Genomic DNA, 23,425 nt, shown 5'->3' with positions numbered 1-23,425 from the left:
GATGTTATGGATATTGATGCATTGATAAAGCTATTAAAAGATGAACTAGTTAGTGTTTTGGGCGAAAGTTATTCGGATTATAAAAAAGAAACTAAAGAAGATGTAGAGTCATTTTTAACACTTTCTAAAGTGAAGCTTGAGCGGTGGACAGGCTTGTTACAATCTGGAGAGTTAACTCCAGATGATTACGAATGGCTTTTGAAGAGTCAGAAAGATTTATTAGTATTGAACGCTTTGTATCAGGCAGGTGTTTCAAAGTTGAGGCTTGGACATTTAAAAAATAAAATCATAAAAACAATTGTAAATACGGTAATCACTGTTGTAATTTAATTAACCAACGTATTAAAACATAATAATTTGTAGAATATTATCTATATTTGAGTAAATATTCTATAAATGCTCAAAAAAGTTTATGCTAGTGCAGTCTTTGGTGTTGAAGCTTCAACCATTACTGTTGAGGTTAATGTGGATAGCGGAATAGGTTATCATCTCGTAGGACTTCCTGATAACGCAATTAAAGAAAGCAATTTTCGTATTGCGGCAGCACTTCAAAATAACGGTTATAAAATACCAGGAAAGAAAATTATCATTAATATGTCGCCTGCAGATTTGCGTAAAGAGGGTTCTGCTTACGATTTAACCTTGGCAATCGGAATCTTAGTTGCGACCAATCAAATTAAAGCAGAATTTTTGGAGCAATATCTCATTATGGGAGAATTGTCTTTAGATGGAAATCTACAACCTTTAAAGGGTGCATTGCCAATTGCGGTAAAAGCAAAAGAAGAAGGTTTTAAAGGTTTTATTCTTCCGAAGCAAAATGCAAAAGAAGCAGCTATTGTCGATGGATTAGAAGTGTTTGGTGTTGAAAATATTAAAGAAGTAATTGATCATTTCGATATGAATATTAAAATTTCTAAAACCATTATCAATACTAAAGAGGAGTTTTACAAAAATTTAGATTTCCCTGAATTTGATTTTTCTGATGTAAAAGGACAGGAAAGCATTAAACGTTGCATGGAAATCGCAGCAGCTGGTGGGCATAATATTATTCTAATTGGTCCTCCAGGAGCAGGGAAAACCATGTTAGCGAAGCGTTTGCCTAGTATTTTGCCACCAATGACTTTGAATGAGGCTCTTGAGACTACAAAAATACATTCGGTTGTTGGTCGAGTGAAAGAGCATACAGGAATTATGGCGCAACGACCATTTAGAAGTCCACATCATACGATTTCAAATGTGGCGCTTGTTGGAGGAGGAAGTTATCCGCAACCTGGAGAAATCTCCTTATCGCACAATGGCGTTTTATTTTTAGATGAGCTGCCAGAATTTAAACGTGAAGTTTTAGAAGTAATGCGTCAGCCTTTAGAGGATCGGGAAGTGACAATCTCTAGAGCTAAATTCACAGTGACTTATCCATCGTCATTTATGCTGGTTGCAAGTATGAATCCTAGTCCGAGTGGTTATTTTAATGACCCAGGTGCTCCTGTAACATCGTCTCCAGCAGAAATGCAACGCTATTTGAGTAAAGTTTCAGGTCCTTTATTAGATCGAATTGATATTCATATTGAAGTGACTCCAGTGCCTTTTGATAAATTGTCTGATGATAGAAAAGGTGAATCTTCAGTGGAGATAAGAAAACGTGTAACTGCTGCTCGTGAATTACAAACCAAACGTTTTGTAGATTCAGAAAGTGTGCATTACAATGCGCAAATGAATATGAAGCAAATCCGAAAATATTGTAAATTAGATGATGCGTCTTTACAATTGCTAAAAACTGCCATGGAGCGTTTAAATTTGTCTGCTAGAGCATATAATCGTATTTTGAAAGTGTCAAGAACAATTTCTGATTTAGAAAACTCTAAATTTATAAATGGTTCTCACATTTCTGAGGCTATTCAATACCGAAGTATGGATCGTGAAGGTTGGTTGGGTTAAAAATCTTAATAATGTTATGGTTTAAAGTCTTAAATTTATAACATGAAAAACTATTATTTACTCTTTTTTGCGCTTTTAATATTGAGTTGCGATACATTCGAAAAAAAATCAATTACGGTTTCTGAACAAAAAATCGAAGTCAAGAAAGCTGTTGTGCCAATTCTGAATTTGACTGAAGCTAATCGATTAGCGCAATTGCCAATAGATTGTATTCAAACGGAGTATCCTAACAAGCTTAATCAGGTTATTGGTGGAAACGAAGATCTTCAGTCTCCACAAGCATTACATCCTGCATTTTATGGTTGCTTTGATTGGCATTCTGCTGTGCATGGTCACTGGAGTTTAGTGACGTTGTTGAAGCAATTTCCAGAGCTTGATAATCGTGACGAGAGTATTAGGATGTTGCTCGAAAACATCTCTGAAGACAATATAAAGATAGAGGTGTCTTACTTCTTCGGAAAACATAATGCGTCTTATGAGCGAACTTATGGTTGGGCTTGGTTGTTAAAGTTAGCAGAAGAGTTACATACTTGGGATGATCCAAATGCAAAAATTTTAGAGGGTAATTTACAGCCGCTTACAGATTTGATCGTTGATAAATACTTGGAGTTTCTTCCGAAACTAAATTATCCGATTCGAGTAGGAGAACATTCAAATACTGCCTTCGGACTTTCATTTGCTTACGATTATGCTAAAACAGTAGATAATGTTGAATTGAAGTCGCTTATAGAGCAACGTGCAAAAGATTTTTATAATACTGATACAGGGTGTCCTTTGTCTTGGGAGCCAAGTGGATTCGACTTCCTGTCACCTTGTTTAGAGGAAGCTGCTTTAATGAAGCGTGTATTGTCTTCTGGGGACTATAAAGCATGGCTAGATGATTTTCTTCCGCAATTAAAAAATAAAAATTTCACCATTGAAACAGGAAGAGTCAGTGATAGGTCTGATGGGAAATTAGTGCATTTGGATGGTGTTAACTTTTCTAGAGCATGGAGTTTAAACGAAATAGCAAAAGACTTGCAAGAATATGAACATTTGAAAAACATTTCAAACAAGCATATTAATTATTCGCTTCCAAGCATAGTGGGTGATGGTTACGAAGGTGGTCATTGGTTAGGTAGTTTTGCTATTTATGCTTTAAATTCTGTAGAGCGTGATTAAAAGTTGGTTTAAAAATATTGGACCAGGACCTTTGGTGGCTGCTGCATTTATTGGGCCAGGAACGGTTACTGTTTGTACGCTTGCTGGTGTAAATTTTGGTTTTTCTTTGCTTTGGGCTATGGTCTTGTCAATTGTTGCTACTATTGTTTTGCAAGAAATGGCAGCGCGTTTAGGAATTGTGTCTCAAAAAGGATTGTCTGAGGTAATTCGTTCTCAAATATCTAATCCATTATTAAGAGTTGCGGCTATTATCTTAATTCTTTCTGCTATTGTTGTTGGAAATGCAGCTTATGAAGCGGGTAATATTAGTGGAAGTGTTTTGGGTTTAGAAAATTTGTTTGGTGTTCAAGTTGTTGTTATTGGTGCTGTAAAACTTAATTTATTTAGTCTTTTAATTGGAATTGTGGCTTTTGTATTGCTGTACATAGGGAATTATAAAATTTTGGAAAAAGCATTGATTTCTTTAGTAATCTTAATGAGTTTTGCTTTTTTGATCACAGCTGTTATGACGAAACCAAATTTGTCTAAAGTGCTTAGAGGGTTATTTATTCCTGATTTTTCTGGTAACAATTTATTGACGATTATAGCTTTAGTTGGAACAACGGTAGTGCCATATAATTTATTTTTACATGCGTCTTTAGTAAAGGAAAAATGGAAAAGTGAAACTGATCTTAAATTTGCTCGTAAAGACACTGTAATTGCAGTGGTTTTAGGTGGAGTAGTCTCAATGTGTATTATGATTTCTGCTGCTGCAATTAAAACTTTTGAAGTTAGTAGTGCTGCTGATTTAGCAAAGGGTCTTGAGCCACTTTTTGGTAATTATGCGTCATTGTTTTTGTCTGTTGGATTGTTTGCTGCTGGAATCACAAGCGCAATTACTGCACCTTTGGCAGCTGCGTATGTAGCTTCTGGTTGTTTGGGTTGGAGTTCGAATATGAAAACTAAGCGATTTAGGATGGTTTGGGTATTTATCTTAGTATTAGGGGTTCTGTTTTCATCTGTTGGTTTTAAGTCTATCGAAATCATCAAATTCGCTCAAGTTGCAAATGGCTTGTTGTTGCCTGTTGTGTCTGGTTTTTTACTGTGGATTATGAATAAATCATTAATACTTGGGAAGTATAAAAATTCATTGCTTCAAAATGTGTTTGGTTTTGCGATTTTGGTAATTGTAATGTTTTTAGGAGTAAAAAGTATTTTGAAAGTATTCAGTTTTATTTAAAATGAAACAAATAGATATCAATTGTGATTTAGGTGAAGGTTTTGGTAATGAAGCATTATTGATGCCTTACTTGTCGTCGTGCAATATTGCTTGCGGTGGACATGCTGGAACATTAGAAACTATGAGGCTTGTTTCTAAGTTGGCGAAAAAGCATCACGTGAAAATTGGTGCGCATCCGTCATTTCCTGATGAAAAGAATTTTGGAAGGCAAATAATTGATATGTCAGTCTCAGATTTGCATAAAGCCTTATATGAACAGATTGATTCACTTGTAGAGGTTGTGAAGTCTATAGGTTTAGAGTTGCATCATGTTAAACCACATGGAGCTTTGTATAATTTAGCGTCAATAGATAAAAAAACGGCACAAATAATAGTTAGTGTAATAAAAAGTGTAGATGAAAACTTAATTCTTTATGCGCCTTATCGATCCATGATTTCTAAAATAGCTATTACTGACGGATTAAAAGTTATGTATGAGGGTTTTGCAGATAGAAATTATAATGAAAACCTAACTTTAGTGTCAAGGGAAAATAATGATGCAATAATTCGTGATTCAGAATTGATTTTTGAGCATGTTTTTAAAATGATTTCTGAAGGGAAAGTAAAGATGAAAAATGGAGTAGAAGTGGAGTTGAAAGTTGATACATTTTGCGTTCATGGTGATCATGAAAATGTGGTTAATAATTTAAAAAATTTGATACATAAATTAAAACAAAATTCAATAAAAATTTTGTAACTTTTGAAAGATTTTGAGCTTACATATCATCGCTTTTCAGAACGTTCTATTTTGGTGCAATGGCCTCATCGAATTAGTAAAAACATACTAAATGACGTGTTGATTTTTAAAAACCACCTTCTAAAATCAAATATTAAACAAGTGCTTCAGGTTAATAATGCATATAACTCGATATTAGTTATTTATAAGTGTACTATTGATGTTGTCTATGACGAGGTTTTTGCATTAAAAGCGTTATATTTTAGTCGAGCGAACGCAAAAAATCATGTCTTTAGACTCTGGAGAATTCCGGTGTGTTATGATGATAAATTTGGAATTGATTTAGATGAAATGTCAATAGAAATGAAACTCTCGAAATCAGAAATTATTAAGCGACATTCTGAAGTTTTTTATACTGTTTTTTTTATCGGATTTTTACCTGGTTTTTTATACTTAGGAGGTTTGGATAAACAACTGTTTTTTCCACGTAAAAAAAGTCCGAGATTACAGATTGAAAAAGGTGCAGTTGCAATTGGAAATCAACAAACAGGAATTTATCCAAATGTTAGCCCAGCTGGTTGGAATATAATAGGGAATTCACCTTTAGAATTTTTTAATAATGAACCTAATCTTCCATGTTTTGCAAAAGCTGGAGATACAATTCAATTTATACCTGTTTCAATTGAAGTACATAATGAAATATTAAAAGCAGTTCAAAACGGAACTTATAGTATAGAAAGTGAGGTTGTTTATGGTTGAAGTACTTAAAACGGGTTTATATGATACTATTCAAGACATAGGACGCTTTGGAGTTCAAAAATACGGAATTCCTTTTTCTGGAGTTATGGATTTGCAATCAGCCACTATTTCAAATACTGTTTTGGGTAACTCTATTTCAGATTCCATTTTAGAAATAACAATGACTGGACCTAAGCTACTCTTTCATTGTGATATTGAAATTGCTTTGGCTGGAGCCGATTTAAGCCCGAAAATAAATTCCAAAACCATAAAAATGAATACGCGTATTCATGTGACTAAAAATGATATCCTGACTTTTGGAAAACGAAACTATGGTTCTAGAGCTTATTTAGCAGTTAAGGGAGGATTTCAAACAGAATACTATATGAATAGTTACAGTATGTATGGCACTTTAACGAAGCAATCAAAATTAATAAAAGGGGATCAGCTCTTAATTTCAGAAGTTAGTGATGCATATGAAAATATTAATGCTTCGATTAAAATTGATAAAACCCATTTTAATGTAAGTGAAATCAAAGTTTTCAAAGGCATGGAATTTAACTGTTTATCTAAAATTGAACAAAACACACTTTTATCAACGAAATTTACAATTTCAAAGGATAGTAACAGAATGGCTTATCATGTCAATGAAACTTTAGAAAACACAATTGAACCCATTATTACTTCTCTAGTATTACCAGGAACAGTGCAATTAACGCCATCTGGTAAGCTTATGATTTTAATGCGAGATTGTCAGACAACTGGTGGTTATCCTAGAATTTTACAGGTTTCAGAAGCAGCTATCAATCATTTATCTCAGAAGGGTTTTGGTGAAAAATTTAGGTTGAAATGCATTGATTAGTAAGAAAAAACTTAGATTTTTTTCGTTTTGTTGGTTTTATCCTAAGATTTTCAATACATTAGACTAACAATTAATTCAAACTAACCAAATTATGAAAAAATTAGTATTACTTATTTTAGGATTTATCTTAGGTGCTTTAGCTATGTATTTTTATTTTCATAGTGATAAAAATCAAGAAAATATGGATGACACACCAATTCCAAAAGGTATTATTAAGCCTGATCAAATTAAGACATTAACTAAAGCATATGACCCTCGATATAATTTAATAAACGATAGTATTTTTAAAGGTGAAAAAGATGGAGATAATAGATCGTCTTGGTACTCTTTAGAGGACTTACAAAACTTTATTACTTTGGCTCAAAAACAAGCAGGAGACTTAGGTTACACCATGGATGGAATCAGGATTTATCCTGGTGCTCATCAGCAAGAAGCAGGTAAACCTGGATACACAACTTTTTTATTAGTACCAACTGGATATCTAAATACATCTGAAGGAAGTATGTTATCGATGCAAAAAGGCGGAGGAGATGATATTGATGGTGGAAATGGTTTAAATAATGGAGATAATGGTAAGCCACCAGGATCAAATTATCCTCAATAGTAGCAAGCTTTGAATGAGTTTTTATATCAGTATGATTCTGTAATAACTAAATCATTTGCTTTATTAGCTGCTGTATTTGGTTCTTTGTATTTGTATAAAACAAAGAATGAAAAGATTAGAATATTTGTGTACTTTTTATGGTTAACAGTTGTTGTTGAAACTATAGGAGGTTATACAAAAGTATTGCAAAATAATTTCGACTATTCTTGGTACATAGCTTTAAAAAACAGCATATTTTGTAGGAATTCATGGCTTTACAATATTTATAACTTTTTGTCTATAGGATTATTAGGAATTTACTATTCAGATTTGCTAATAAGTAAATCATTAAAGATTATTGCAAGGTCGGTTTTCCTGATTTATTGTGTTTTTACTTTAGGATATTACATGTTTACAGATGCGTTTTTTACAATGGGATTGCCATTTGAAAATATTTTGGCAACTTTAATAATAACGGTTTACGTAATTTGTTATTTTATAGAGTTAATTAGAAGCGAATACATATTGCAGTATTATAAAATGCCTTCGTTTTACATTAGTATAGCTATTTTAATATGGCATCTTACTGTAACACCTTTATTCATTTTTAACAGCTATTTTAGGGCTGTAAATACTGAATTTGTAATTTTTAGAACATACTTTTTGTTTTATATTAATATTTTCACATACTCATGCTTAACATTTGGTTTTTGGTATTCACTTTACAAGAGCAATCAATCAATAGAGAACAGATAGCTCTAATTGGTTATATGATTTTTGTGGTTTTGCTGTTGGCTGTCATGGTCATCCTGTTTTTTGTGACGTTTCAGAAAAGAAAAAACAAAATTCTAAGAGATAAGTTTAAACAAGAACAAGAGTTTAATGAAGAGATTTCTAGGACACAATCTGAGATACAAGAACAAACCTTAAAACATGTTGGTTGGGAATTACACGATAATGTTGGTCAATTATTGGCTTATGCAAGTATGCAATTAAATATGTTAACCTCAAAAGCTCCAGAAGATTTAAAAGTTAAGGTTGGTGAAACTTCAGATATTGTAAAGGAAAGCCTTAAAGAAGTTAGGTCATTATCAAAATCATTAAATAATGAAGTGATTTTAAATATGGGTTTTGAAGACTCTGTTTTGAATGAATTGAGTCGTCTAAAACGTATGAAATTCTCTTCCGCAGAATTAATTATAAATGGCTCAAATAAAGCTATTGCAAACAAAAAGCATGAATTGATTTTATTTAGAATATTACAAGAATTCTTTTCTAATTCGGTGAAATATTCTGAAGCAGAAACCCTTGAAGTATGTTTAGATTATCAAGACTCACAATTGTTAATAATCGCTACAGATAATGGCATTGGGTTTGATGTTGTTTCTTCTGAAAAAGGGTCAGGATTGATTAATATGAAAAGCAGAGCCCAATTAATTAATGCCACATTTGATTTAGTTTCACAGCCAAATGAAGGTGTGACTTTAAGCATCAAGTATCCTTATTAATTTTCACATGCATTCCAAATAGGATCATCTGGCAAAGGAGCAGTAACATCAATAGTTTCTTTTGAAACTGGATGTAAAAACTGTAAACGTCTAGCATGTAAGCTGATACTCGCATCTTTATTACTTCGGTTAAATCCGTATTTTAAATCTCCTTTTATTGGAGAGCCAATGCAAGATAACTGACATCTAATTTGATGATGTCTTCCAGTTTCTAATTCAATTTCAAGAAGCGAGTAATTATCTAGAACCTTTATTAAATTATAATGTAGAATAGCTTTCTTACTACCATCAATTTCACTAGAATATGCAGTAGACTTATTGTTTTTTGGATTTTTTTTAAGCCAATTAATTAAAGTGTCTTTAGGTTTTTTAGGACTAATTTTAACAATTGCCCAATAGGTTTTGTTCGCTTTCTTTTCTGAAAACAATTTATTAAGTCGAGGTAGTGCTTTACTCGTTTTAGAAAACATTACGATACCTGTTGTTGGTCTATCTAAGCGGTGTACAACGCCTAAATACACATTTCCAGGCTTATTGTATTTTTCTTTAATATAGTCTTTAACAACATCACTTAAAGGTTGGTCTCCAGTTTTGTCACCTTGAACAATATCTCCAGCACGTTTATTTACGATGATGATGTGGTTGTCTTCATAAATGACTTGAAGATTAGATCTGTTAGAATGGATTTTTTCTTTAGACAAGGCTAATATTCTAAATTAATACTGTTCTTTATCATTAGGGAAATCGGAAGCTTTAACATCGTCAACATACTGACCAATAGCTTGTGTCATTTCTTCATATAGATTCATGTATCGACGTAAAAAACGCGGATTGAATTCGTGTGTCATGCCAAGCATATCATGTAAAACTAATACTTGACCGTCAACTCCTCCACCAGCACCAATTCCGATAACTGGTATAGATACACTGGCTGCAACTTCTTGAGCTAATGTTGCTGGGATTTTTTCTAATACAATTCCAAAACAGCCTGCTTTTTCAAGCATTAAGGCATCTTCTTTTAATTGTTGTGCCTCTTGTTCTTCTTTGGCTCTAACAGTGTAAGTTCCGAATTTATATATAGATTGTGGTGTTAAGCCTAAGTGACCCATTACAGGAATTCCTGCATTTAAAATGCGTTTAATTGATTCTTTAACTTCTTTTCCACCTTCCATCTTTACAGCGTGACCACCAGATTCTTTCATAATTCGAATAGCAGAACGTAAGGCTTCTTTGGGATCACTTTGATAACTTCCAAAAGGCAAATCGACAACAACTAGAGCTCTGTCAATAGCTCTCACTACTGATGACGCATGATATATCATTTGATCTAAAGTTATAGGAAGTGTTGTTTCATGTCCTGCCATGACATTACTTGCCGAATCGCCTACTAAAATTACATCAATCCCAGCTTCATCTACTATTTTAGCCATAGTATAATCGTAAGCTGTAAGCATTGAGATTTTTTCACCTTTAGACTTCATGTCTACTAAGGTTTTTACTGTAATTCGTTTGTATTCTTTTTTTGCGGTTGACATGTGATGCTATTTAATTATTCGTAAAAATACAGAGATTTCTTAAATTTTATTTATTCTGAAGGATAAAAACTAACAATCACTCAAATGTACACCAACAGCTAAGCCTCCTTCTGATGTTTCTTTGTATTTAGTATTCATGTCTTTGGCAGTTTCCCACATGGTATTCACAACTTTGTCTAAAGGTACTTTTACGTTATTCGGATCAGTATCTAAAGCTAATTCACAGGCATTGATTGCTTTAATGGCACCCATAGCATTACGTTCTATACAAGGAATTTGAACTAAACCACCAATTGGGTCACATGTTAATCCTAAATGATGCTCCATGGCAATTTCTGCAGCGACTAAAACTTGCTCTGGTGTACCGCCTGAAAGCTCACATAAAGCTCCAGCAGCCATTGCAGATGATACTCCAATTTCTGCTTGACATCCACCCATTGCGGCACTAATAGTGGCTCCTTTTTTAAAGATGCTGCCAATTTCACCAGCAACTAACAAAAATCGTTTTATGTCTTCAAAATTACCATCGTGGTTTTCAATAACTAAATAATACATCAAGACAGCAGGAATAACACCTGCGCTTCCGTTTGTTGGTGCAGTAACCACACGACCTAAAGATGCGTTAACTTCATTTACTGCAAGAGCAAAGCAACTAACCCATTTTAAAATTTGACGAAATTTAACTTCAGTATTCCGTATAGAATTTAACCATTCAACAGGAATTGTGTATGTGGTGTCACCTTTTAGGGTTTTATGCATGTCATAAGCACGTCGTCTTACATTTAAGCCTCCAGGAAGGTTGCCTTCAGTGTGACATCCAATATACATGCATTCTAACATAGTATCCCAAATGCGATGTAATTCAGAATCAATGGTTGCTTCATCTCTTATTGATTTTTCATTTTCTAAAACTACACCAGAAATAGGGAGTTTTAAATCAGTGCAAAATTTGAGCAATTCATTTCCAGTAGAAATGGGATATGGATATGTACAATAAAAAATAATTTTATTGGCTTTAGAAACTTTACGTTCTTCTTGTACAACAAATCCTCCACCAATAGAGTAGTAGGTCGATCGATAACGCCTTCCATTTATATGTGCAGAAAACACTAAGGCATTTGAATGAAAAGGTAAAAATTTTCTATTGAAAATAATATCTGTTTTTATATCAAAATCTATAGGTCTTTCGTTATTAAAAGCTAAAGTATTTGTGTTTTTAATTGATGAAATAATGACATCAATTGATTCAACGGGAATATATTCAGGATCTGCGCCACTTAAACCTAAAAGTACTGCGTAATCTGTGGCATGTCCTTTGCCAGTTAATGATAAAGAGCCATAAAGGTCTACAGTTATTTTTTCAACCTTTTCAAATTTGTTGGAACCTTTTAATTCTTTAATCCAACGTTCTGCTGCTCTCCATGGTCCTAAGGTATGGGAGCTTGAAGGACCAACGCCAATTTTGAGCATGTCAAAAACAGAAATACACTCCATTTACTAAATCGTTTTAGTTGTAGAGCAAATATACGTTTTGTTAAACATGTGCAACACGTCTAGTATAAGATTCTGTATTATCTAATATTAAAACTTTCAATATTAGAGGCTTGCATAACCGTATTTAGATTAGAAGTATCAAGATTATCTATATTATCTGCAGGAACTACTACAACTCTAAAGATCTGATTTTGTGTCCAAATACTGTCTAAATTCTCTAAATCAGTAGTGCCTTCTAAAAAGAAACTGACGTCAGATTGTGTAAAATCATAATTATATACTAAGGTTCCATCATCAAACTCTACGGTTTGAGGCAACAAACGCCAAATGTCTTGTCCGTTTACAGTATCCCATAAAATGTAAACTAAAGTTACATCAGACGGATAGACATCAAATCCGTAGGCTTCAATAAAAGAGTAATCATCATCAGCATTAAAATCGATTTCAATTTCAAACGCAGAGGATACTAATAAGCCTCCAGTCACACCTTGTGGACCTTGAGGACCAGGATCGCCTTCACAAGACAAGATAAAAAATGTAGCAAACGCTAAAACTAAGTAAGATATATGTTTCATAAGGATAAGATTTGTTTGTTAGCATCAAATCGCGTACCAAAACTACAATTTAATGAGACAATTTTCAGAAAGAATTCTGACATCATGTCATATTTTTTGTAATGGCATAATGATTGTCATAATCAAATCGTAAATAAAAATGAACACAACGTTTCTGTGATAAGCAGAAATCTTTAAAACAAATATAATATTATGAGTAAGATTATTGGAATCGATTTAGGAACAACAAACTCTTGCGTTTCTGTAATGGAAGGTAACGAACCAGTTGTTATCCCAAACGCTGAAGGTAAAAGAACAACACCTTCGGTTATCGCCTTTGTAGAAGGAGGAGAAATTAAAGTTGGTGATCCAGCTAAGAGACAAGCAGTAACAAACCCAACAAAAACGGTTTATTCAATTAAACGTTTTATGGGTAACAAGTATTCTGAATCTAAAAAAGAAGCAGAACGCGTACCTTATACAGTGGTTAAAGGTGATAACGATACACCAAGAGTTGATATTGATGGTCGTTTATACACACCACAGGAGTTGTCCGCTATGATTCTTCAAAAAATGAAGAAAACGGCTGAAGACTATTTAGGTCAAGATGTAAGTGAAGCAGTAATTACTGTGCCAGCTTATTTTAACGATTCTCAACGTCAAGCCACTAAAGAAGCTGGTGAGATTGCTGGTTTAAAAGTTCGTAGAATTATCAACGAGCCTACTGCAGCTGCATTAGCTTATGGAATGGATAAAAAAGGTGTAGACCAAAAAATCGTTGTTTTTGATTTTGGTGGAGGTACACATGATGTATCTATCCTAGAATTAGGAGATGGTGTATTTGAAGTATTATCTACAGATGGAGATACACACTTAGGAGGTGATGATGTTGATCAAAAGATCATCAACTGGTTAGCTGACGAATTTAATGCTGAAGAAAATATTGATTTACGTAAAGATCCTATGGCTTTACAACGTTTAAAGGAAGCTTCAGAAAAAGCGAAGATTGAATTATCATCTTCAGCGCAAACTGAAATCAATTTACCTTACGTAACAGCTACAGCTTCAGGGCCAAAACACTTAGTACGTACATTAACACGTTCTAAATTTGAACAATTAATAGACGATTTAGTAAAACGTACAATTGAGCCATGTGCAGCAGCTTTAAAAGCAGCAGGTTTATCAAAAAGTGATATTGACGAAGTTATTTTAGTAGGTGGTTCAACTCGTATTCCAGTAGTTCAAGCAGAGGTAGAGAAGTTCTTCGGAAAAGCACCAAGTAAAGGTGTTAATCCAGATGAGGTTGTATCTTTAGGAGCAGGAATCCAAGGTGGTGTATTATCAGGTGATGTGAAAGACGTTCTGTTATTAGACGTAACACCATTATCTCTTGGTATTGAAACTATGGGTAATGTGATGACAAAGTTGATTGAAGCAAATACAACGATTCCGACTAAGAAATCTCAAGTATTTTCAACAGCAGCAGATAATCAGCCATCAGTAGAAATCCATGTATTGCAAGGAGAACGTTCAATGGCAGCTGATAACAAAACAATTGGTCGTTTCCATTTAGATGGTATTCCGCCAGCGCAAAGAGGAACACCTCAAATTGAAGTGATTTTTGATATTGATGCAAATGGTATTATTAAAGTATCTGCAGAAGATAAGGCTACTGGTAAGAAACAAGATATTAGAATTGAAGCGTCTTCAGGATTAACTGATGAAGAAATTCAAAAGATGAAACAAGAAGCTGAAGCAAATGCTGATGCAGATGCTAAAGCAGTAGCAAATGCAACGAAATTAAATGAAGCTGATGCTATGATTTTCCAAACAGAAAGTCAGCTTAAAGAATTTGGTGATAAATTATCTGATGATAAAAAACAACCAATCGAAGAAGCTCTTGAAGAATTGAAAAAAGCTTACGAAACTAAGGAAATTGAAGTTATCGAACCAGCTTTAGAGAAAATCAATGAAGCTTGGAAAGTTGCTTCAGAAGAAATGTACAAAGCGCAAGCCGATGCTCAAGGTGGAGCTGAAGCACCAGGACCAGATGCAAGCCAAAATGGCGAAGCAGAAGGAAGTGATGTTGAAGACGTAGATTTTGAAGAAGTAAAATAAACATCGTGTCATTCTTGTGAAGGCAGGAATCTCATAAACATAATTACTTAACATTTGGAAAAAGCGCAATCAGAAATGGTTGCGTTTTTTATTTCTATTAAATTAAAGAATATCGTTTCTTTGCGCAACGATTTCACACCTTACTAAATGCCTTTTTCAAAACATATAGAAACCAATTACAAACCCAAACGCCTAGCCGTAAAACTCACAGCTAAAGGAGAAAATTACGTGCAACAAGGACATCCTTGGGTGTTTTCTGATAGTATTGTAAAGGTAAATGCTGATGCAAAATCGGGAGACTTAGCTATTATATTTGGAAAGCGAGCCAACAAAATGATAGGTATAGGCTTATACGATGCCAATTCTCCAATTCGAATCAAAATGATTTACAGCGATACAAAACCTGTAACTATTGATGAAGCCTTCTTTTTTAAAAAGATTGAAAATGCCTATCAAAAAAGACTTCCGTTGCTTAAAACGAAAACCAATAGCTATCGCTTGTTATTTGGTGAAAATGACGGATTCCCTTCGTTAATTGCAGATGTCTATGCTTCAGTATTGGTCGTAAAACTCTATTCTGAAATATGGTTGCCTTTCCTAGAAACTATTCTAGAAAGCTTGGTTCGAGTTTCAAAATGTAAAACGGTTGTGATTCGTTTGAGTCGAGGTTTGCAAAACTCAAAGACGCATCAATTAGAAGATGGACTAGTTGTTTTTGGTACTTTAATAAGTGAAGTTGTTCAGTTTGTAGAACATGGCGTTAGCTTTTCAGCAAATGTTATTAAAGGTCATAAAACAGGTTATTTTTTGGATCATCGTGAGAATAGAAGGCAAGTCGGACTCTTAAGTAGAAACAAAACGGTTCTAGATGTGTTTTCTTATGCTGGCGGATTTTCAGTGCACGCTTTGGCTAATGGAGCAAATGAAGTCACTAGTTTAGATATTAGTTCGCAAGCTTTAGACATAGCTCTTCAAAACGGAAAATTAAATCCTCATTCTGGGCATCATAAAATATTAATTGGTGATGCTTTTCAACTATTAGAACAGCTTATTTTAGAAAAAAAACAATTTGATGTTGTCGTTATAGATCCTCCAAGTTTTGCGAAACAACAAACTGAAGTCAATTTAGCTAAGAAAAAATACGCACAACTTGCTCAGTTAGGAATTCAGTTAACAGCAAAATGTGGTGTTTTAGTTCTTGCATCTTGTTCTTCTCGAGTAACAGCTACTGCATTTTATGATATTAATGCACAGACCTTGCATAAACAGCAACGTTCATTCTCTATTGAACAGAAAACCCAGCATGATGTAGATCATCCTGTTGGATTTCCGGAAGGTGCTTATCTTAAATGCGCTTATTATAGATTTTTTGATTGATAATTAATACTTTTTAGATATGCCAAAACCCAAAGGTCAAAAAAACGGAAACAATAAAGCCAAGCACTCTAAGCTCATAGCTCAAAAAAAGAATAAACTCAAATCTGAGGCGGCAACAAGAAAAGAACGTTTAAAAGCGATTATTAAAAAGGCTAAAGAAGAGTAGCCTATACTGTTAAAAACGAATACTTCAACGGTTAATGTGTTTTATTTTAATACCTTGTGTAATCAATCAAACTTTAAGAATTTATGAAGAAAATTACACTCGTACTTACATTATTAACTTTAACAGTTCAAGCACAGTCTTTTCCTAGCCCATATTGTGTTGTTGATGAGGCAGATACATCTGTAGAAGAAATTACAACTGTTGCTTTTGGAGGAACAACAATCAATAATACTGATTTATTATCACTTTCAGTTGATGAAACAGCAACGATTATAACTGTAAATCAAGACGAAACTTATACGCTTGAAGTACAAGGAAACACTTACGATAGTGGAGGTAATGCTTTTGACAATGATATTGTTGCATTTATAGATTGGAACCAGAATGATATTTTAGATGATGTAGGCGAAATCTATCAAATAGGAACTATTACAGGTTCCACTGGGAATGATGGTACTACTGTGAGTATGGATATTATTATACCAACTGATGCTGTTTTAGGAACTACACGTATTAGAATCACAAAAATCTATCAAGATCCAGATTCTCCTGCGGAAATAGATCCTTGTGGAATTTTGTTTTACCCATTCGGTTTTGGGCCTTATGGAGGTTACGGACAAGCTTTAGATTTTACTTTAGAAGTTGAAGAAGCACTTGCTTTTCCTCTTCCATATTGTGTTGTCGATGAAGTAGATGTTTTGGTAGAAGAAATAACAACAGTTACTTTTGGAGGAACAACCATCAATAATTCAGATTTAACTTCTGTTTCAATAGATGAAACAGCAACGATTATAACTGTAAATCAAGACGAAACTTATACGCTTGAAGTACAAGGAAACACTTACGATAGTGGAGGTAATGCTTTTGACAATGATATTGTTGCATTTATTGATTGGAATCAGAATGACATTTTAGACGATACTGGCGAAATCTATTCAATAGGAACCATTACAGGTTCCACAGGAAGCGATGGCGTTTCTGTCACTATGGATATTACTATACCAACAAATGCTGTTTTAGGAACTACACGTATTAGAATCACAAAAACCTATCAAGATCCAGATTCTCCTGCAGAAATAGATCCTTGTGGAATTTTGTTTTATCCCTTCGGTTTTGGACCTTTTGGCGGTTACGGACAAGCATTAGATTTTACTCTTGAGGTAGAAGCGCCTTTAAGTGTCGCTCAGTTTGAGCTTGATGCCTTAGCAGTATATCCTATACCTGCAAAAGATGTTTTAAATGTAAATTACAATTCTGTACTAAGTGCTGTAAAGATTTATAATCTTGTTGGACAAGAAGTGTTTGTTGAAGAAACAGCTTCAGCAACTTTACAATTAGACCTATCGTCACTAGCTATAGGAACTTATATTGTGAAGTTATTTTCGGAAGAAGCAGTACATACCTTAAAAATTATAAAGCAATAAAAGTCGCTTAATGAAATATTTTAGACCAGTATTAAAACTGAATAACCATTCTATTGTTATTCAGTTTTGTTTTGTTAAAAAGTTGTTCGAAAGACGAAAGTAACTTAACATTTTAAATCAACTCGTCTCCGTTTCAGCCATAAAAATATTACTAACGACAAGATTCCAAAAACAGAAAACCCAATAAAAAGAGGTAACACAGACGTCTTCACAAAGCCACCAATAAAATTAGCAATAGGCACAGCCATAACCGTAGACACAAACCCATTAATAGCAGAACCAATACCAGCAATATGGCCTAAGGGCTCCATAGCAAGTGAACGTAAATTTCCGAAGAGAAAACCAATAGCAAAAAACTGTATTAAAAAGAAAGTAATCAAGATCCCAATACTTGGGTTATTTCCGGAGTGAAATAATATCACATATATTAATGAAATAACCGCATAGGCAATCGTAGCATAATATGCAATATTAAACGATCCAAAGCGAATCACAAGTCTACTATTTGTAAACGTCGCAAATCCCACTGAAAAGGCTGTACTGGCAAATATATAAGGAAACAAATCGCCCAATGCATATTGCTCTTGAAAGATGTGTTGAGACGTGCTTAAATACACCATAAATGATCCTGTTATAAACCCTGAAACAAGGGTAATTGCCACAGCTTCTTTATGTCGTAAAAATTCTTTTGTACCTGTAATAAAAATGGCAGGCGAGAATTTAATTCGATTCTCGTCTTTTAAGGTTTCGGGTTGTCGTTTCCAAAACCATAAAATGATAAGTAGTCCTATGAGTAAATTGGCATTAAAAATGGCTTGCCAATTAAAAATGTGTAGTAACCATAAACCAAAGGTTGGTGCAACAATTGGTACGAGAATAAAAAACATCACAATAATAGATAACACTTTCGCCATAAAGTCACCACTATAAGTATCACGCGTCATGGCAATGGCAATCGTACGAGGTGAGGAGAGACCAACACCTTGAAGGATACGACCAACAATCATTACTTCAAAGCTATTGGTAGTCACACAAATAATACTAGCAATCACAAAAACAGCAAATCCAAAATAAACCATAGGTTTTCGTCCGAAACTATCAGACAAAGGACCGAAGATTAATTGTCCGAAGCCTAAACCTAAAAAGATCATGGTAATCAATAGCTGATTATCACTAGGATTCGTTACACCAAGAGCTTTGCCAACTTCTGGTAAAGCAGGTAATAATGCATCAATAGATAAAGCAACAATTGACATCAACGATGCCATGAGTGCAATAAATTCGACTTTAAATGTAGGCTTATTTTGCATGCCGCAAAAGTACGAGAAAAGGAAGTGCGTACGACCTTATAAAATGAATTAACAAAACATTGACTTTTGGAAAAAACAGCGTACCAATATCAAGTGTATCTTTGTATCATAAATTAGAACGATGCAACATTTAAAAACTACAGATAAATCAGATACTAAAAATCCAAAGGTGACTTTAAAACAAGCCTTTAAAACGATTATTTGGCCACGAAGAAACCTCGTTTTTATAGGTTTGTTGCTAATTGTTATTAGAAGTTTATCTGGTTTAATTTTACCATGGCAAAGTAAAGTGTTGTTAGATGATGTGGTACCAAATGGTGATTCGAGTGCTTTATGGACACTTATTATTATTGTTATTTGTGCAATTACAGTGCAAGCTGTGACCTCTTTTTTATTAACAAAAATACTAAGCGTGCAAGCACAATATTTAATTAGTGAATTACGCGCACAAGTGCAAAAGAAAGTCTTGTCTTTACCCATTAGTTTTTTTGATAACACCAAATCAGGTGCTTTAGTCTCACGAATTATGACAGACGTTGAAGGTGTTCGTAATCTTATTGGTACAGGATTAGTACAATTAGTAGGCGGAAGTTTTACAGCAATTGTATCCTTAATTATTCTGATAAAACTCAATGCATGGATGACGCTTTTTGTGTTTGTACCTTTGTCTATCTTCGGAATTATTGCCTTGAAAGCCTTCAAATATATTCGTCCGATTTTTAGAAGCAGAGGAAAAATTAATGCTGAGGTTACAGGTCGTTTAACGGAAACCTTAGCAGGCGTTCGTGTTATTAAAGCCTTTAATGCAGAAGATCAAGAAAACAAAATCTTCGAAAAAGGGGTTGATAGACTCTATCAAAACGTAAAGAAAAGTCTAACAGCTACAGCCTTAATGACCAGTTCATCGACTTTTTTAATTGGAGTTGTCACAACAGGAATTATGGGAATTGGTGGTTATTATATGATCTTAGGAGAAATGACGACAGGTGATTTTCTGTTTTTTACGTTGGTGTTAGGTTTTATGATTGCGCCAATTGTGCAAATGAGTAATATTGGAAGTCAGTTAACCGAAGCATTAGCAGGTTTAGATCGTACAGAAGAATTGATGAATATGGCTGCGGAAGAAGATGATACAAATCGAAGTATAGAACTTCAAGATTTTAATGGTGAATTAGAATTTAGCGATGTCTCTTTTGCATATGAAGAAGGAAAACCTGTATTACACAATATTAATTTTAAAGCTGAATCTGGCTCTGTGGTTGCCTTAGTAGGAAGTTCTGGCTCAGGAAAATCTACTATTGCAGGATTGTCGGCAACATTTTTGAATCCGAAATCAGGACAAATTACCATTGATGGAAAAGATTTGTCTCAAGTGAATTTAAAAAGTTTCAGACAACATTTAGGTGTCGTCTTGCAAGATGAATTTTTGTTTGAAGGTACCATTCGTGAGAATATTATGTTCCCAAGACCTAATGCTTCCGAAGCACAAGTGCAAGCAGCAGTAAAAGCCGCTTATGTCAATGAATTTACAGACCGTTTTGATGATGGTTTAGAAACGATGATAGGAGAAAGAGGTGTTAAGTTATCTGGTGGGCAAAGACAACGGATTGCCATTGCTAGAGCTATTTTGGCTGATCCTAAAATCATTATTCTAGATGAAGCGACGTCTAATTTGGATACAGAAAGTGAAGCGCTTATTCAAAAGAGTTTAGGAGAATTGACAAAAAATAGAACAACCATTGTTATTGCGCATCGATTGAGTACCATTCGTAAAGCAGATCAAATTTTGGTTATTGAAAACGGAAAAATAGCCGAACGTGGCACTCATGATGAACTCATAGCAACTGAAGGTCGATACTTTGATTTGTACACGTATCAGGCTAAGATTTAACTTGTTGTGAGTTGTGAATTCATGAATATTATGAAGCGTCAGTTCGAGTGATTTTGTAGTATGAAAAATCGTAACGAGAACTTATTCTTGATACAAGTTTCACTTATTTCTAATCGTAAAATTTATTCGAATTGACGAATTTAATATATTTTAAATAAATTTATAGAATACTAAAATAGAAACCAATGCTAACAGATACATTAATTAAATTATTCGATAGAGATTTAAACGCTTTAAAAAAGGAAATTGAACTTTATAATGAAGAGGAGAGCATGTGGTTAACTCCAGAAGGAATTACAAATTCCGCAGGTAATTTATGTTTACATCTTATTGGAAACTTAAATCATTTTATTGGAGCTGGTTTAGGTAATTCAGGATATGTAAGAGAACGAGAACTCGAGTTTTCTTTAAAAGATATTCCTCGAGAAGATTTAATACAACAGGTAGATGACGCAAGCGTTATGGTATCGCAAATACTAAAACAAATTACTGAAGATGATTTACAAAAAGACTATACGCATCAAGTTTTTAAAGAACCTATGACGACTGCGTTTTTCTTGGTACATCTAAGTACGCATTTATCGTATCATCTTGGACAAATAAATTATCATAGACGACTTTTAGACAAGTAAATTATGACTTTTGATCACTATAAAATTAATCTACTTCAAGCCAATGAAAGCGAAGCATTTTTCAATTTAATTGATACTAATAGACCACGTTTAGAAGATTTCTTTGCTGGAACGGTTTCTAAAACCTTAACGCTAGAAACTACTGAAAACTACTGTGTTGACATTCAGAAGCGGATTGAAAATAAAAGCTATTTGCCTTATATGATTACAGATATTGAAACTAATGAATTTGTTGGATTAGTAGATGTAAAGAATATCGATTTGAATGTGCCAAAAGCAGAATTGGGTTCTTTTATAGATGGTAATTACGAAGGGAAAGGCATCGTGACTGAAGCTACTAAATTGGTTGTCGATCATATCGTAAAGCAGTATAAGTTCGTCAAACTTTTATGCAGAGCAGGAAGTCGAAATAAAGGTAGTATTGCTGTAATACTAAAAAACGGATTTGAACTCGAAGGCACCATTCGTAAAGACTATAGAACTACCAAAGGAGACATAGTAGATTTAAATTATTACGGTCGCGTGTTTGATGTTTAGTTTCTATAAAAATCATTTGAAATTCCTTTTTTGCTTTAAAGACTTTAGATTTTTGACCTATTTTTATTAATAGTTTATAGTTATGAGATTCCTGCCTGCGCAGGAATTTTACAACGGAATATTTCCATGCTTGCGATTAGGCTTCTTTACATCTTTATTTTCTAACATTGAAAAGGCTTTGATTAATTTCCGTCTTGTGTTCTTCGGAAGAATGACCTCGTCAATAAAACCTCTTTCTGAAGCACTATAAGGATTTGCAAACAATTCAGCATATTCGGCTTCTTTTTCTTTCCATTTGGCTTCAGGATCTTCAGAAGCATTAATTTCACGTTTGAATATAATTTCGGCAGCACCTTTGGCTCCCATCACAGCAATTTCAGCGTTAGGCCAAGCAAAGTTCATGTCTGCTCCAATATGTTTAGAATTCATTACATCGTAAGCTCCTCCATAAGCTTTTCTTGTAATAACAGTCACTCTTGGTACTGTAGCTTCACTAAATGCATAAAGGAGTTTGGCTCCATGTACAATAATACCGTTCCATTCTTGATCTGTTCCTGGTAAAAAACCTGGAACATCTTCTAATACCAATAACGGAATATTAAAACAATCACAAAAACGTACAAAACGCGCAGCTTTTTTAGAGCTATTCACATCTAAAACACCTGCTAAAAACATAGGTTGATTGGCAACAATACCAATAGATTTTCCGCCTAAACGTGCAAAACCAACAATGATATTTTCGGCATGATCTTTATGAATTTCGTAAAATGTGTCTTCATCAATAATGCCTTCAATCACCTGATGCATATCGTAAGGTTTGTTTGCGTTTTCTGGAACGATATCAGATAAACTATCTCTCAGTTCTTCCTGAAATTCAAACCCTAAATCTTTAGGCGTTTCTTTATTACTCTGAGGTAAATAACTCAGTAGTTTTTTAACATCTTCTAAGCATTCAACATCATTAGCTGAGGTTTTATGAGCCACACCAGACTTAGTAGAATGCACACTTGCTCCTCCTAATTCTTCACTAGTGACTTCTTCATTAGTGACTGTTTTTACAACATTCGGACCAGTAACGAACATATAACTGGTATCTTGAACCATAAGTGTAAAATCGGTCATTGCAGGAGAATACACTGCACCACCAGCACAAGGTCCCATAATTGCAGAAATCTGTGGAATTACACCAGAAGCCTGTACGTTTCTGTAAAAAATATCGGCATAGCCACCTAATGAACGCACACCTTCTTGAATTCGAGCACCTCCAGAATCATTCAAACCAATTATTGGAGCACCAACATTAACAGCCATATCCATGATTTTGCAAATCTTTTCGGCATGTGTTTCAGATAGAGAACCACCAAATACAGTAAAATCTTGAGCAAATACATAAATTAATCTTCCGTCAACGGTTCCATATCCAGTAACCACACCATCACCATAAAATTTTTGCTTTTCCATGCCAAAGTCTTTTGTTCTATGGGTTACCAAAGCACCAATTTCTTCAAAAGAGCCTTCATCTAAAAGATATAGCACACGCTCTCTAGCGGTTAGTTTTTTCTTTTGATGTTGTTTATCAATACGTTTTTGTCCACCTCCTAATTTGGAAAGTTTAAGTTTGTCGTTAAGGGTTTTTATTTTGGTATTCATGATTTTAAAATTTCAT

22 protein-coding genes are annotated in these 23,425 nt (G+C 34.0%); 16 read left to right on the top strand and 6 right to left on the bottom strand.

Annotation, left to right across the window (positions count from 1 at the left end; all coding sequences use genetic code 11):
- Positions 1–6 precede the first annotated feature (6 nt).
- The 9 genes from MUN68_RS10110 (at position 7) to MUN68_RS10070 (ending at position 8,721) form a co-directional block, all read left to right on the top strand.
- Complete coding sequence (locus tag MUN68_RS10110) at positions 7–330, top strand: hypothetical protein (RefSeq protein WP_249996673.1); 324 nt, start codon at positions 7–9, stop codon at positions 328–330.
- A gap of 66 nt (positions 331–396) precedes the next feature.
- A complete protein-coding gene (locus MUN68_RS10105; protein WP_249996675.1) occupies positions 397–1,935 on the top strand; it encodes a YifB family Mg chelatase-like AAA ATPase in 1,539 nt (512 codons plus the stop codon).
- Between the two features lie 42 nt (positions 1,936–1,977).
- Complete coding sequence (locus tag MUN68_RS10100) at positions 1,978–3,096, top strand: DUF2891 domain-containing protein (RefSeq protein ID WP_249996676.1); 1,119 nt, start codon at positions 1,978–1,980, stop codon at positions 3,094–3,096.
- Entirely contained in the window at positions 3,089–4,315 is a 1,227-nt protein-coding gene (locus tag MUN68_RS10095; protein ID WP_249996677.1) for an Nramp family divalent metal transporter, read from the top strand. Before MUN68_RS10100 ends, MUN68_RS10095 begins: the two co-directional genes overlap by 8 nt.
- Before the next feature lies 1 nt (position 4,316).
- Positions 4,317–5,051, top strand: a complete 735-nt coding sequence (gene pxpA, locus MUN68_RS10090; RefSeq protein ID WP_249996678.1) for a 5-oxoprolinase subunit PxpA — start codon at positions 4,317–4,319, stop codon at positions 5,049–5,051.
- A 3-nt stretch (positions 5,052–5,054) separates the two neighbouring features.
- Positions 5,055–5,789, top strand: coding sequence for a 5-oxoprolinase subunit PxpB (gene pxpB, locus MUN68_RS10085; protein WP_249996679.1), 735 nt, complete (start codon positions 5,055–5,057; stop codon positions 5,787–5,789).
- Positions 5,782–6,630 (top strand): 5-oxoprolinase subunit C family protein, encoded by an 849-nt coding sequence (locus MUN68_RS10080; protein WP_249996680.1) that lies wholly within the window; start codon positions 5,782–5,784, stop codon positions 6,628–6,630. The genes pxpB and MUN68_RS10080 overlap by 8 nt, the downstream gene beginning before the upstream one ends.
- 91 nt (positions 6,631–6,721) lie before the next feature.
- A complete protein-coding gene (locus tag MUN68_RS10075; protein WP_249996682.1) occupies positions 6,722–7,234 on the top strand; it encodes a hypothetical protein in 513 nt (170 codons plus the stop codon).
- Between the two features lie 671 nt (positions 7,235–7,905).
- On the top strand, positions 7,906–8,721 hold the full coding sequence (locus tag MUN68_RS10070) for a sensor histidine kinase (protein ID WP_249996683.1): 816 nt from the start codon (positions 7,906–7,908) through the stop codon (positions 8,719–8,721).
- Here the strand turns inward: MUN68_RS10070 and MUN68_RS10065 are convergent.
- The 4 genes from MUN68_RS10065 to MUN68_RS10050 all read right to left on the bottom strand — a co-directional run bounded on the left by MUN68_RS10065 (position 8,718) and on the right by MUN68_RS10050 (position 12,325).
- Entirely contained in the window at positions 8,718–9,422 is a 705-nt protein-coding gene (locus MUN68_RS10065; protein ID WP_249996684.1) for an RluA family pseudouridine synthase, read from the bottom strand. The two genes, MUN68_RS10070 and MUN68_RS10065, sit on opposite strands and share 4 nt — an antisense overlap.
- A 15-nt stretch (positions 9,423–9,437) precedes the next feature.
- Positions 9,438–10,256 (bottom strand): 3-methyl-2-oxobutanoate hydroxymethyltransferase, encoded by an 819-nt coding sequence (gene panB / locus MUN68_RS10060; RefSeq protein WP_249996685.1) that lies wholly within the window; start codon positions 10,254–10,256, stop codon positions 9,438–9,440.
- Between the two features lie 69 nt (positions 10,257–10,325).
- Entirely contained in the window at positions 10,326–11,750 is a 1,425-nt protein-coding gene (locus tag MUN68_RS10055; RefSeq protein WP_249996686.1) for an L-serine ammonia-lyase, read from the bottom strand.
- 77 nt (positions 11,751–11,827) lie between these two features.
- A complete protein-coding gene (locus MUN68_RS10050) occupies positions 11,828–12,325 on the bottom strand; it encodes a hypothetical protein (protein ID WP_249996687.1) in 498 nt (165 codons plus the stop codon).
- 192 nt (positions 12,326–12,517) lie between these two features.
- Between MUN68_RS10050 and dnaK the strand changes: the two genes are divergently transcribed.
- From dnaK to MUN68_RS10030, 4 genes are all read left to right on the top strand, one after another.
- Positions 12,518–14,422, top strand: coding sequence for a molecular chaperone DnaK (gene dnaK / locus MUN68_RS10045; RefSeq protein ID WP_249996688.1), 1,905 nt, complete (start codon positions 12,518–12,520; stop codon positions 14,420–14,422).
- A 147-nt stretch (positions 14,423–14,569) separates the two neighbouring features.
- Complete coding sequence (locus MUN68_RS10040) at positions 14,570–15,799, top strand: class I SAM-dependent rRNA methyltransferase (RefSeq protein WP_249996689.1); 1,230 nt, start codon at positions 14,570–14,572, stop codon at positions 15,797–15,799.
- A gap of 19 nt (positions 15,800–15,818) precedes the next feature.
- Positions 15,819–15,965, top strand: coding sequence for a hypothetical protein (locus MUN68_RS10035; RefSeq protein WP_249996690.1), 147 nt, complete (start codon positions 15,819–15,821; stop codon positions 15,963–15,965).
- An 83-nt stretch (positions 15,966–16,048) separates the two neighbouring features.
- Entirely contained in the window at positions 16,049–17,389 is a 1,341-nt protein-coding gene (locus tag MUN68_RS10030; protein WP_249996691.1) for a GEVED domain-containing protein, read from the top strand.
- Positions 17,390–17,493: 104 nt separating this feature from the next.
- On the opposite strand, the gene MUN68_RS10025 is transcribed toward MUN68_RS10030, so the two are convergent.
- Positions 17,494–18,699, bottom strand: a complete 1,206-nt coding sequence (locus MUN68_RS10025) for a multidrug effflux MFS transporter (protein ID WP_249996692.1) — start codon at positions 18,697–18,699, stop codon at positions 17,494–17,496.
- 121 nt (positions 18,700–18,820) lie between these two features.
- Between MUN68_RS10025 and MUN68_RS10020 the strand changes: the two genes are divergently transcribed.
- From MUN68_RS10020 to MUN68_RS10010, 3 genes are all read left to right on the top strand, one after another.
- Positions 18,821–20,590 (top strand): ABC transporter ATP-binding protein, encoded by a 1,770-nt coding sequence (locus tag MUN68_RS10020; RefSeq protein ID WP_249996693.1) that lies wholly within the window; start codon positions 18,821–18,823, stop codon positions 20,588–20,590.
- 185 nt (positions 20,591–20,775) lie between these two features.
- Entirely contained in the window at positions 20,776–21,222 is a 447-nt protein-coding gene (locus MUN68_RS10015; protein WP_249996694.1) for a DinB family protein, read from the top strand.
- 3 nt (positions 21,223–21,225) lie between these two features.
- Entirely contained in the window at positions 21,226–21,759 is a 534-nt protein-coding gene (locus MUN68_RS10010) for a GNAT family N-acetyltransferase (RefSeq protein WP_249996695.1), read from the top strand.
- A 108-nt stretch (positions 21,760–21,867) separates the two neighbouring features.
- On the opposite strand, the gene MUN68_RS10005 is transcribed toward MUN68_RS10010, so the two are convergent.
- Positions 21,868–23,409 (bottom strand): acyl-CoA carboxylase subunit beta, encoded by a 1,542-nt coding sequence (locus MUN68_RS10005; protein ID WP_249996696.1) that lies wholly within the window; start codon positions 23,407–23,409, stop codon positions 21,868–21,870.
- Positions 23,410–23,425: the final 16 nt, after the last annotated feature.

Source organism: Psychroserpens ponticola, from assembly GCF_023556315.2.
Lineage (GTDB): Bacteria > Bacteroidota > Bacteroidia > Flavobacteriales > Flavobacteriaceae > Psychroserpens > Psychroserpens ponticola.
Note: the sequence above shows the minus strand (reverse complement) of the source record. Positions and strands in the feature narration are given on the sequence as shown.